Raw genomic sequence first — 12,179 nt, forward strand, 5'->3', positions numbered from 1 at the left:
TAGCGGGGCGGCCCCTCACGACACGGCGGCGGGATGCGTCCGCAGGAACTGCTCCCAGGTGGCTGGCGTGCGGGGCACGTGCCCGGACTCGGTCCAGTCCCAGTATGGTGTGTACAGGCTGCGAGAGCGGACGAGTTCCTCGCGGAAGATCTCGGCGCTCAGGCCAGTGCCGAGCAGGCCGCTGGTGGCGAATCGGTTCAGCACGTCCCCACGCTCATATGGCACGGCCCGGAACTCCGGGCGCCATCCGGCTGGCGTGGCCGTGAGGAGCAGGTACTGAGCGCGGGGATCGCCCGTCGCCGGGAAGCCGACTGCACCGGTGTTGAGCACGACCGTACCGTCCACCGTGGCATGGGCGGGGCGGTGGATGTGCGAGCCGACCAGCACGCCGTACTCGCCGCCGTCGTCAGCCTGGCGCAGGGCGGCGATCCGCTGCGGCGGGGTGCGCTCGCTGAGACCCTCCCGGTAGTGCTGCGGCGTCCCGTGTGCGATCAGCACGCGGGGCAGCCCAGGCACCTCCAGCGTCAGGGTCCGGTTCCACGTGGCGGGCTCGTGCAGCAGGCCGGCGCGGTCGAGCTGGTGCATGCTCCACACGGTCGCGCCCCAGAAGGGATCGTCGAACCAGTCCGGCGGCAGGGTGTCGCTGCGGACGTGCCACAGGCGCAGCAGGTCGTCGTGGTTGCCAAGCGTGAAGGCCACGTCCGGCTCATCCAGCAGCCGCTCCATGACCTGCACGGAATCCGGCCCGCGGTTCACGACGTCGCCGTTCACGATCACCCGGTCGGCGCCCTGCGAGTGAATGTCGGCCAGCACCGCGTTCAGCGCGTCGGCGTTGCCGTGGATGTCCGCAATGATCGCCGCCCGCATCGCGGGGCATTCTACGGCCGGGTGGTCCGGCGATCGTCTGCCGCGCCACGCTTGCTCTACATGGGCAGACTCGCCCGGCCTCGTTCAGTTGCGGAAGATGACTTCCTCGCGGCCGAAGGAGCGGAGGGCGAGCAGGCCCAGCAGCACGGTGCCCACCAGGTTCGCGGCCATCGCCAGCAGCACGTGCGCCGCGGTGACCGTGCCGCGCACGATCTCCAGCAGGGTCAGCATGCCGCCGAACAGCGGCAGCGCGTACAGGCCGGGGCCGAGGGTCAGAAAGTCGCTGAACTGCAACATCACGGCCGGAATCACGATGGCCAGGGACAGCGGGGCGATGTACGTCTGCGCCTCCTTGAACGACCGCGCGTAGATGCCCACGGTGATGAGGAGGGCGCTGATCAGCAGGGCGGCGCTGAGGGCAACGCCCAGCAGGGCCAGGGCGCTGCCCACGCCCAGCGTGATCTGCCCGCCCATCGCCTGGCTGATCTCGGCGCTGGCGCCGCTGCGGCCGCGCGTGAAGGCCCCGACCAGCAGGCCGCTGAGGATGAAGCCGAGCACGCTGAAACACGCGCTGGTCAGGGCCGTGATGGTCGTGGCAAGGAGCTTGCCGGCCACCACCTCGCTGCGCCGCACCGGGGCGACCAGCAGGCTTTCGAGGGTGCCGCGTTCCTTCTCCCCGGCGGTGGCGTCCACGGCAGTCGCCATCGCGCCGCTGAGGATGAACTGCAGCATCAGCATGGGAATCAGGAACGCGAGCTGACCGCTGCGCTGCTCCTGGGGCGGGCTGGCGTCCACGGGCCGGAGCACCACCGGAGTGAGGACGCCTGCTCCCAGGCCCAGCGCCTTTAAGCGATCCAGGGTCAGTGTGCGGTTGTAGGCGTTCACCACGTCCTGCACCTTGGCGAACGCGCCGGCCTGGGCGCGCAGGTTGTTGAGTTTGGCGTACACCTCCAGTGTGCCCTGAGCCGCGCCAGCGCTCGTGGGAATCACGCCCGCCGGCTGCACGGCCGCGTCCACGGCGCCGCTCTGCACGGCGGCGCGGGCGTTCTCGACCGGCACCAGCGTGACGCCGGCGCGGATCAGCGTGCCGTTGGCGAGCCGCTCGTCGCGGGTGAGCGCGGTCTCCAGCGCGGCAGGCAGGGTGCCGACCACGCCGAGTTTCTGCCGCGCCTGCTGCTGCCCGCCGATGAAACTGCCCAGCATCAGCGGGAGGCCCAGCGTGAACAGCGGAATCAGGATCATGGGCATCAGGATGGTGGCGTTCAGGGTGCGGCGGTCGCGCAGGGTGGACAGCAGGTCGCGGGCCGCGATGCGCCACACCACTCCGGGGCGGAGACGTTCAGACGGCACGGGCGGCCTCCCCACGCTGGTCGTGTTCGCGCACGAGTTCAAAGAACGCGCGTTCCAGGCTGCGTTCCCCCGTCGCCTCCAGCACCTGCGCCAGGGTGCCCACCGTGAGCAGCTGCCCGTGGTGGAGAATCGCCACGCGGTCGCAGACCTCCTCGGCCTCGCTCATGACGTGGGTGGAGTACAGCGTGAGGCGGCCCGGTGCGCGGCTGGCCTGCACGAAGTCGAGCAGGGTGCGCCGCGCGAAGATGTCCAGGCCGCTGGCCGCCTCGTCAAGGATCAGGACAGCGGGGTCGTGCAGCACCGCGCGGGCGATCACCACCTTCTGCTTCATGCCCGACGAGTACTCGCCCGCGCGGACATCCAGCGTGCGGCCGAGTTCCAGGCGGTCGTCGAGTTCCGCGATCCGGGCCTCGGTCTGCGCACGGGTCATGCCGTACAACCCCGCGAAGGAGCGCAGCACCTCGCGGCCGGTGAGGCGGGCGGGCAGCCCCATGCCGCCGTTCACCACGCCGACGATGCGCCGCACGGCCTCCGGGTCGCGCAGCAGATCGATGCCGCTGACGGTGCCGCCCCCGCTGCTGGGCCTCAGCAGCGTGGCGAGAATGCGCAGCAGGGTCGTCTTGCCGGCGCCGTTCGGGCCGAGCAGGCCGTACACCTCGGCGTCCCGGGCCGTCAGGGACACGCCGCGCAGGGCCTGGAAAGTGCCGTAGCTCTTGGTGATGTCGTGCAGTTCAAGCATGCCGCCCCCGTGTGCAGATTGATCTCATTCGGTGCAGGCTACGTGGTCGCGGCGCGCCGGGTTGCCGGAGCCAGACCGCAGGTCAACACCACCCCTACGGCCCGCCTGAGACCGCCCACCGCACCGTTCACCTGAACCGATTCAGACGTCCGTCTATACCGGACAGACGCCGGAACAGGAAGTGGCGTCCAGGCCGCTCTTTCAACGCAGCGTGGGCGAATTCCGCCCTCACCATCAATGTCAACACCCCGTTTCCTCATCAAAAATGAGAGAAAAAATGAATATAATAGGAAAGTTGCGCTGAACGGCGCACTTGCACATCAGTCCTGTGGTCAGCCCCTCCCCCCGACGGTATCCGGCTGGTCACTCGACACCCCTTCCACCTGTGGCCGCGCTGAACCCGGCCCGCGCCGCAGTTGCCCCCGGAGGCCCGCATGTTCAATCCCCCTACCCTCGAAGACCTGCAGGAAACCCGCCGCGCCAACGAGAAGTTGGTGCTGCGCGCTCTTGAAAGCAAGCCCGAATGGGTCGAGACCGAACTGGCCAAGACCACCAGCCTCGCGCTGTCTCACCTGCGCGCCGCGCTCGCCAGCCTGCTCGACCAGGGCCGGGTGCGCCGCCTGCCCGGCACCGGCACCCGCGCCGTGTACGGCCTCGCCGACCCCGGCCTGGCCGACGTGCCCGCCACGCCGCTCACCGACGCGGCCAAGAAGGTCCGCGACTACCTCGAAGGCCGCGCCGACAGCGCCCTGTACATGAGCGAGCAGCTGCGCATGACCCGCGAGGACGTAATGGCCGCCCTCAGCCTGCTGAACGCGCACGGCATGATCACCTGCACCTTCGTGGGCAGCCTGGTCATCTTCCGTCTCAAGGAAACCCAGGCCCTCGGCCAGGAACAGCCTGCCGCCGAGAAGCCCACCACACGCAAGAAGCAGGTCGCGTAAGCGTTCCCGCACCGCTTCCAGCCGAGCCCCCTGAGGGGGCTCGGCTCGTTTTTGGGTTCTGCTGACGGCAGGCAGACAGCGTTTTTGGTATTCTCCGCGTCATGAAGCTGGTTCTCGCCGTGATTCAGGATGCCGACGCGTCCGCCCTGATGCGCGTCCTGGCCGATCACTCCTTCGACGTGACCAAGCTCGCCAGCACCGGCGGCTTCCTGCGCGAGGGCAACACCACTCTGATGATCGGTGTCAGCGATGAGCGCCTGGACGACCTCAAACGCCTCGTGAAACAGACGTGTCGCACCCGCACCCGACTGGTCGCCCCAAGCGTCCCCATGGGCGAGCAGAACGAGAGCATGGTGAGTGATCCCGTCGAGGTGCCGGTGGGCGGCGCGGTCATGTTCGTCATGGGTGTGCAGGAATTCGTCAAGGTCTGAGCGCCGCAGGACTACAAGACCAACTGGCCCGGCGTGTCACTTGCTGGGCTGGCTGCTCTATGGCAATTCCCAGTGCTGTCATTGGAGACGCTGGCCTGTCACGACGACCGGGCGCACTCAAAGCCGCTTCAGGAACCGTCAACGGCGGCGCGTTCCGCCCTCGTCCTGCAGGTCCTTGTCGTTGTCCAGTCGGTCATGGGTGGCGTCCGGTTCCAGCGCCGTCGCGTCCTCTCCGGTGTCCTCGCCGGCACCGGGCTCATGCCGGGCACCCCGGCCTGGCTTGGCGTGCAGATCCGTGGCCTGCTGATCTGTGAGGGCAGTTCCCACGCTGGCGTCATCCGTTGGGCGCGTCATGCCCCAGCGTGCGCTCCTGGCATGGCGGGGCGGTGAGAGTGCAGTCAATGGCCAGTGCAGGTCGCCCGCCACTCGCGAATGACATCCACAGCCGCGCTCGATTGAACCACCTCCCGCCGGTGGGCTCACATCTGAATTGTACGTTTTGCAACAGAGTATGCTGGACGTACCGGCTCAGGAGCGCCGACGTCGGTGCAGGGCAGCCGGGGGGAGGATCGAGATGATTGTCGTCCGGAACATCTTCCAGCTCCAGTTTGGCAAGGCCAAGGAGGGCATTCCCCTGCTCAAGGAGATGGCGGCCCTGTCGCCCGAGGGCAGCGTCCGCATCCTGGCGGACGTCACCGGGGACTTCTACACCATGGTGCTCGAGGAGACGGCGGCCGACCTCGCGGACGTGGAGGCCCGCGCCCGGGCAGAGATGAGCCATCCGTCGTGGGGGGCGCTGTACGCGCGCTTCACGCCGCTGGTGATGTCCGGCCGCCGCGAGGTCTTCCGTACCGTCGAGTGAGGGACACCGGTTCGCCGCGACCGAACGGGCCAGCCCGGCAGAAAGGCGACATTTCGCAATATCAGCCCCCGGAGCGTAAGGATTGAGCGAGGGCACCTCGACTAGCGTGGGGCAGGCAGGTAACGCCAGTTGCCGCCCTGAACGGAGGTGCCGATGCCCAAGCTGAAGAGTGCTGTGCCCGCCGTGCTGCTGGCGGCGCTGGGGCTGCTGCACACCTCCTGGCTGGTGTTCCGCTGGGGACCGGCCGACATCCAGCCGCTGCTGGCCGGCCTGCTGTATGTGCCGGCGTTCGTGGTGTCAGCGTGGCTGTGTGCCGGAACGGCCCGCCGGGTCGGGGCGGCGCGCGAGGCGGTCGCGTGGGCGTGCGTCAGTGTGGGGCTGCTGGCCTTCGGGCTGGCGCAGATGGTCTTCACGTACCTGCAGGTGGTGCGTCACGTCGCGCCGTTCCCCAGCCTGGCCGACGCCCTGTTCCTCATGTTTCCCCCGCTGGTCGGCGCCGCCCTGCTGCTGTTCCCCCGCCCGCGCCTGAGCCGCACCGGCTGGCTGCGGCTGGGCCTGGACGTGGGCATCATGACGGCGGCGGCGGGCGTGTTCTCGTGGCGGTTCCTGCTGGCCGGACTGGTGGAGGCCTACCGCTCCGAGCCGCTGACCGGCGCCATCGCGCTGGCGTATCCCGTATCGGACCTCGTGCTGCTGTGCCTGGTGCTGCTCCTGCTCACCCGGCACCAGGACCTGCCACGGCCGGTCACGGTGCTGATCGCCCTGGCACTCGCCGCGTTCATCGTGGCGGACACCGGGTTCGCGGAACTCAGCGCGTCGCAGGCGTACGTGCCGGGCGCAGCCATCGACCTGTTCTGGGGGTACGGCGGCCTGCTGTTCGGCGTGGCCGCCCTGCGCCGGGGCCGCGGCCACCTCACGCAGAGCAGCGGACCGGCCATGACGTCGCAGGTGCTCGCGGTGGGGCCGTACGTGGCCGCGGCCGCCACCGCGGCGCTGCTGCTGACCACCGTGCTGGGGGGCACGGTGAGTTTCACGGGGCGCGGCGTGCTGTGGTGCACGCTGCTGGTGGCGGCGCTGGTGATGGTCCGGCAGGCTGTGGCGTTCGCCGAAAACGCCGCACTGACGCGGGACCTGCACCGGGCAGCGCAGCATCTGGAACAGCGCGTGGCAAGCCGCACGGCGGAACTGCATGAAGCGAACACGCAGCTCCAGGCCTTCTCCGTGGAACTTGAGGAGAAGGTCCGGGCGCGCACGGCCGAACTGGAACTCAGCCGCGCCCACCTGGCCCACCAGGCCCAGCACGACGCGCTCACGGGCCTGCCCAACCGTGTGCTGTTCGGGGACCGGCTGGGGCAGGCGGTGGCCGCCGCGGCACGCTACGACCGCAAGCTGGCGGTGCTGTACATCGATCTGGACGGCTTCAAGCTGGTGAACGACACCAGCGGACACGAGGCTGGCGACGAGGTGCTGCGCGTCACGGCCCACCGGCTGCGGGAACTCACGCGGCACAGTGACACCGTGGCCCGGCTGGGCGGCGACGAGTTCATCGTTCTGCTGACCGAGGTGACGGAGATCGCAGACGTGGCGATGATCGCCCGGCGGATCCTGGACGGCCTCGGGCACGACATCCATGTCGGCGTGCACACGGCGCGGGTCACGGCGTCCATCGGCGTCGCCCTGTACCCGGAAACGGCGCTGGACGCCGCGTCCCTGCACCGGCAGGCGGACGCGGCCATGTACCGCGCCAAGCACGGCGGCAAACACAACATCTGCTATTTCGCACCCGAGATGAACCACGCCGTGCAGGTGCGCGCGGACCTGACGGCGCGGCTGTCCGTGGCCCTGGCCAACCAGGAATTCCAGCTGGTGTACCAGCCGCTGTTCGAGTCCGGCACACGCCGCCTCGTCTCGCTCGAGGCGCTGCTGCGCTGGACGTCCCCGGAACTCGGGGAGGTGCCCCCGGCGGAATTCATTCCCATCGCGGAGGAAAGCGGCCAGATCGTGGAACTGGGGGCGTGGGTGCTGGGCGAGGCGTGCCGCCAGCTCGCCCAGTGGCAGCGCGACGGGCTGGCCCCCGTGCTGGTGGCGGTCAACGTCTCACCGTTGCAGTTTGCCCGGCCGGGCTTCGTGGATGACCTGCGCCGACTGCTGTCGCGGCACGGTGTGGATGGACAGTGGCTGGAACTGGAACTCACCGAGCGGATCATGCTGCACGACCTCACCTCCATGGCCCAGAAGATGCGCGAGGTGCGCGCCCTGGGCGTTCGCCTGTCCATCGACGATTTCGGCGCGGGCAACACGCCGCTCAGCTATTTCTTCCAGCTGCCGGTGACCACCGTCAAGATCGACCGCTCGCTGATCCGCGGTCTGGGGCAGACGCACGGCACCGACCGGGTGGTGCAGGCCATCGTGGCCCTGGCGCACTCCCTGCACCTGAACGTGGTCGCTGAGGGCATCGAGACGCGCGTGCAGCTCAGCAGCGTGACGGACCTGGGCTGCGAGCGCGTGCAGGGCTTCCTGCTGGCCCGGCCCGAGGGCCTGGCTACGGTGCAGGCGCGGCTGGCACAGACCTCCGCAGCTCCGGCCGGACCCGCTGTGCTCCCCCTGGAGTTGTGAGGGCCTTCGGCGTCTCAACGCCCGGACAGGCATGACGTGGCTCCCGGCCTGATCGGAGGGTGCCACGCCGTTCGTCGAACCTACCTGTCCGGGCGGGGTGGGGTAAGGAAAGTGCAACACGGGCCGTCCTAGTCTGCGGCATGCCTGCACCCGCGCTGCGCCCCAGGAGCTGGCGGGTGACGGAACACGCCCGCCGGCGGGCGTACACGGTGGTCGCGGCGGTCGCCAGCGTGATTCAGTTCGTGATTGCCCTTGTAGACGTGCTCCAGGCCTCGGGTCACGTGCCGGTGGAGGCATTGGCCGGCAGCATGATCTGCGGCGTGACGGCGGCGCTGCTGGCCCTCACACGCGTGCACTGGCAGATGATCGATTACGGCGTGCTGATCGCCGCGACCCTCTGTGTCGGGGATCAGCTGCTGGACGCACTGAACACGCCCACGCCGCCGCCGGCCCGGCTGCTGTTCACGGGCGTGTTCCTGTTCGTAGCAGCCTTCAGCATCCTGCGCGCTGGGTGGGCGGTCGTGTACGTGGTGGTGGCGTTCACCGGGTACGCCGGGGTGGTCCTGCTGCGGGGCGGAGACGTGACCCTGCTGGGCGAACTGGGGCTGTGCGGCGTGCTGATCGCCCATCTGTCCACCTACGGCCGCCAGCTGTCAGTGGAACGGGCAGAACGCGAGATCGCCCAGCGGCTTGCCCTGACTGATCCCCTCACCGGCCTGGAAAACCGCCGCGCGGCGCTGGCCCGCCTGAACAGCGCCTTCGATGCCGGCTCTCCCCTGTCCGCCGTGCTGGTGGACGTGGATCACTTCAAAACGGTGAACGACACCCTGGGTCACGACGTCGGGGACGACGTCCTGCGCGGCGTGGCCCGCACGCTCCAGGCGGCGGCCGGACCCCACGCTCACGTGGCCCGCTGGGGAGGCGAGGAGTTCCTCGTGACCCTGGCGGCCGATCACGCGCTGGACAGCGCGGAGCGGATGCGGGTGGGGGTCGAACGGGGGCCCGGCGTCAACGGCCCTTCCGTGACGGTCAGCGTCGGGGTGGCCCGGCCACCGGAAGTGGACACCGTTCGGGACCTCCTCCGGCTGGCTGACGCCCGGCTGTACGAAGCGAAGGTCAAGGGCCGCAACCGCGTGGAATCTGGACGGGCCGTGGTCCCCTGCGCGCTGCCGATCAGCCCTCCAGAACCCGAAACGCTGACGCACGCAGCGACCGGATAGACCGTTCAGCCCTGATGGAAAACACCGCCCCCGATTCGATGGGGCGGTGCAGGTGGTGGGCGGTGAGGGATTTGAACCCCCGATCTATCGCTTGTAAGGAGAACATAGCCCCCTCGCCTGCCGTTCCATCTCATGCCGCGTTGTCACGTTCCAGACGTCATTTTTCGTGGTTATCAGTCCGCGTCGTCCCGTTTCATTCCAGCTCGTTCCGTGTAGGATTACGCACGCGCAGAGGGCCGCAGTCCTATGCGAACCTCAGCTATAACATTCTAGTATGGACGTACCACGCCCGGTGCTGATGCTGGTGGTACCGCGGGGCTGGGGCCTGGTGTCCGAAGCGCTGAAGAAGCTGCGTCGCTGCCTGGGTAAGGACTACGGGGCGAGTTTGCACCTATTTTCAGCCTTCTATCAAGTTGAACTGGATGGAGTTGGAGGGTGTCGGCTGAGAATTCTGGAGCAACGTGGAGAGGTGGATAGAATCTCCGGTTGACGTGGGACCACGTCCGTTGCGTTCACGGGGTTGGGGGAACGCTCAGTTGCCAGCTGTGGTGTACGCCGTGCACGAAACGGGCAGCGTCACATCACTGGCGCTGAATGTCTTGGGCGGGGAGGGTGCAGAGCGTCCCGATCCAGGTGCGATTGGCGCCGCAGGTGGGGAGCCTAGCGAGCTGGGCCTTGGTGGTGCCCTGCTTGCCAGGCCGGCACCTGGATGCATCTGTCATGGGGCCGCACGAGACATGCATCTGTCATGGGGAACTGCGGCACGGCTCGGGTTACCTCCTCTGGAATAACGAAGCCCCCGCGCGGGCGGGGGCAGGTTGGATGGAGAGGCGGGTCAGTTCCGGCTGGGGTAATAGCCCTGCGTGCAGATGACGTAGTGCGCGGCGGCGCCATTGCTGGATTTGGGGGCGGCGTTCCGGAGGTCGGGCAGGGCGAACGTCGACGTCCCGTTCCCGCCGTACTGAACACCGAGCAGCGAGAAGAGGGCCGTGTACTGGTTGATCGACAGGAGTCGGCCGTCGGCCAGCATCGCGGGTCCGCCGGCCGCCGCGAAGTTGGCGGCCGTCAGGGTAATTTCACCGATGGTGCATTCGGCGCCGCTGCCGCTGCCGTCGCCCATCGAGAAGTAGGGGTTCTCACCCAGGAGCGTGGCCGTGCCGGAGGGGCCGGTCGGACCCTGAGGACCCGTGGCGCCCTGCGGACCGGTGGAGCCCGTAGCTCCGGTGGCGCCGGTATCACCCTTGATGCCCTGAAGACCTGCTGGCCCCTGCGGACCGGTTGCGCCGGTATCGCCCTTGATGCCCTGCGGGCCGGTGGCACCTATGGCTCCAGTATCGCCCTTTGTGCCCTGGGGGCCAGTCGCGCCCGGAGCTCCGGTGGCACCGGTATCCCCCTTGGTGCCCTGTGCGCCCATGGGGCCGACGGGACCCGCCGGGCCAACCGATCCGGTGTCACCCTTCAAACCCTGGGGGCCAGTTGGGCCGACGTCACCCGTGGTGCCGGCCGGGCCCTGGAGTCCCGTGGCGCCGGTATCGCCCTTCAGGCCGACCGGTCCGATATCTCCCTTGAGGCCGGCTGGACCGATGTCGCCCTTTGCTCCTGGCGCGCCGGTCGGACCGACGGGGCCCGTCTGGCCGATGGGGCCGGGGACGCCGGTGGCACCGGTATCTCCCTTCGCGCCGGTGGGCCCAGCGTCGCCTTTCGGGCCCGGCGCGCCAGGATCACCTTTGGCGCCCTGCGGGCCGGTGGGGCCCTGGGGTCCGGTGCCGGCAGGAACCCACGTCAGGGAGCCGTCGGTGGCGAGCGTCAGTGCGTCCCCGGCCCTACCGGAGCCGGACGTGGCGAGCTTGGGGGCGGTCACGCTGCCGTCGGCGATGCGGGCGGTGGTGATGGGCTGGGCGAGCGCGGCGAAGTTCGCGTTGACTTCATCGGCCCGGATAGGGGTGCCAGGTTTGAAGACGTAGGCGATCATGTCAGGAACAGTGTCGGCGGCGTAGGCGGCGGAGATCACGACGGTGGCGCCGAGCAGAGCGGACTTCAGGTCGAGTTTCATGGCCTCACTTCCAGGTGGCGGCGTTCCAGGTGGCGGCATTCCATGTGCCGGCCGAGCCTGGGAAGATGACGTGGGAGCAACTGGTCAGCAGCAGGGCAGCGCAGGCCAGGGCTGCGAGACGTGTCTTCACGTCTGTGATCGTGCCGCCGCGTGTCTGACAGTGCCGTCACGGTGCTATGTTCATGAGGGTGCCGGCGGTGAATGGACGAGGGCCCGGCCCAGCGCCCCATTCCAGCCGCACCCGGTGGGGTGGCTCAGCCTCGCCAGCTCCTGCCCAGCGCGGAACCGGTCGAACAGCGCGCTGTCGTGCTGGCGCAGGGTCTGCGCCCCCGCCTGCTCGCTGAGCCAGCCCATCGGCGTACGCACGCGGGTGTACGAGATGTAGCGTACCCGACCATGTTTCCGCTGCTGCTGGCGCTGAGGGTAGGCTGGAACCATCCGCTGCTGGCGGTCACTGTGGGCGTCACGAGTTCGCTGGCTGTCTTGGTGTCCCACACATGGAGGGCCTGGTACCAACACTCGGCCAGGGTACGCGCCTGCCGCATGAGCTGGCGGAACGTGACCCCTCCCTCTGGGGTCCAGACAGACGGCGCTGCGGCCTGGGTTTCGTCTAGCCGGTGGCGTCCTCGGTTAGCGAGGCGACCAGGTCGGCCATGTTTATTGGCTTGGCGATACTCACCTTGTGGGCGGCGCTCATTGGTGAACGCTCCTTGATCTGAATCGGGCGTGGAATACGGGAATGCTCAAGGCCGCAGCGCTCTGCGCCGCCACCGTAATTTCGTAGCAATTCCTACACTCGCTGCCATGTATCAGCCCCCCGCCGCCATTGAGGCCTGGAGGTACCTCCAGTCGCTGGCATGTACACACGCGGTCTACGAGCTGCGGCGAAATGGCACGACCACGCACTACGTCGCCATCTCGCAGGACGGACAGATCATCGCGACCGGGGTGGACACGTCCGAGGGTCATGCCAATGTGCTCGCGCTGATCGGGGCATTGCGGGTCGTCGTCCGACCGCCTCCGCCAACCTGACTGGCACGCCAGGTCGTCCGCCTCACCCGGACACATGCACCGAAAATGACGTAGTTGCACGTGGG

General features: G+C 68.7%; 11 protein-coding genes. 6 read left to right on the top strand and 5 right to left on the bottom strand.

Annotated elements, in window-relative coordinates:
* Positions 1-15 precede the first annotated feature (15 nt).
* The 3 genes from HNQ07_RS04350 to HNQ07_RS04360 form a co-directional block, all read right to left on the bottom strand.
* Entirely contained in the window at positions 16-867 is an 852-nt protein-coding gene (locus tag HNQ07_RS04350) for a metallophosphoesterase family protein (RefSeq protein WP_184109639.1), read from the bottom strand.
* Positions 868-951: 84 nt separating this feature from the next.
* Complete coding sequence (locus tag HNQ07_RS04355) at positions 952-2,217, bottom strand: ABC transporter permease (protein WP_229831734.1); 1,266 nt, start codon at positions 2,215-2,217, stop codon at positions 952-954.
* Positions 2,207-2,956, bottom strand: a complete 750-nt coding sequence (locus HNQ07_RS04360) for an ABC transporter ATP-binding protein (protein ID WP_184109640.1) — start codon at positions 2,954-2,956, stop codon at positions 2,207-2,209. Before HNQ07_RS04360 ends, HNQ07_RS04355 begins: the two co-directional genes overlap by 11 nt.
* A 434-nt stretch (positions 2,957-3,390) precedes the next feature.
* Here HNQ07_RS04360 and HNQ07_RS04365 point away from each other — a divergent pair, with 434 nt between their 5' ends.
* Entirely contained in the window at positions 3,391-3,900 is a 510-nt protein-coding gene (locus tag HNQ07_RS04365) for a transcription initiation factor IIE subunit alpha family protein (protein WP_184109641.1), read from the top strand.
* Between the two features lie 101 nt (positions 3,901-4,001).
* The gene (locus HNQ07_RS04370; protein WP_184109642.1) at positions 4,002-4,331 is read left to right on the top strand and encodes a cyclic-di-AMP receptor; all 330 of its coding nucleotides are present in this window, start codon (positions 4,002-4,004) and stop codon (positions 4,329-4,331) included.
* 138 nt (positions 4,332-4,469) lie between these two features.
* Here HNQ07_RS04370 and HNQ07_RS04375 read toward each other — a convergent pair whose 3' ends face one another.
* Entirely contained in the window at positions 4,470-4,685 is a 216-nt protein-coding gene (locus HNQ07_RS04375; protein ID WP_184109643.1) for a hypothetical protein, read from the bottom strand.
* A 220-nt stretch (positions 4,686-4,905) separates the two neighbouring features.
* Between HNQ07_RS04375 and HNQ07_RS04380 the strand changes: the two genes are divergently transcribed.
* From HNQ07_RS04380 to HNQ07_RS04390, 3 genes are all read left to right on the top strand, one after another.
* A complete protein-coding gene (locus HNQ07_RS04380; protein ID WP_184109644.1) occupies positions 4,906-5,193 on the top strand; it encodes a hypothetical protein in 288 nt (95 codons plus the stop codon).
* A gap of 153 nt (positions 5,194-5,346) precedes the next feature.
* A complete protein-coding gene (locus tag HNQ07_RS04385) occupies positions 5,347-7,809 on the top strand; it encodes a putative bifunctional diguanylate cyclase/phosphodiesterase (protein ID WP_184109645.1) in 2,463 nt (820 codons plus the stop codon).
* A 176-nt stretch (positions 7,810-7,985) separates the two neighbouring features.
* Complete coding sequence (locus tag HNQ07_RS04390; RefSeq protein WP_184109646.1) at positions 7,986-9,029, top strand: GGDEF domain-containing protein; 1,044 nt, start codon at positions 7,986-7,988, stop codon at positions 9,027-9,029.
* 835 nt (positions 9,030-9,864) lie between these two features.
* Here HNQ07_RS04390 and HNQ07_RS24340 read toward each other — a convergent pair.
* A complete protein-coding gene (locus HNQ07_RS24340) occupies positions 9,865-11,082 on the bottom strand; it encodes a tail fiber protein (RefSeq protein WP_308430862.1) in 1,218 nt (405 codons plus the stop codon).
* 804 nt (positions 11,083-11,886) lie between these two features.
* On the opposite strand from HNQ07_RS24340, the gene HNQ07_RS04400 reads away from it, so the two are divergent.
* Positions 11,887-12,114 (top strand): hypothetical protein, encoded by a 228-nt coding sequence (locus HNQ07_RS04400; RefSeq protein ID WP_184109647.1) that lies wholly within the window; start codon positions 11,887-11,889, stop codon positions 12,112-12,114.
* Positions 12,115-12,179: the final 65 nt, after the last annotated feature.

It is taken from the genome of Deinococcus metalli (genome assembly GCF_014201805.1).
Taxonomy (GTDB): Bacteria; Deinococcota; Deinococci; order Deinococcales; family Deinococcaceae; genus Deinococcus; species Deinococcus metalli.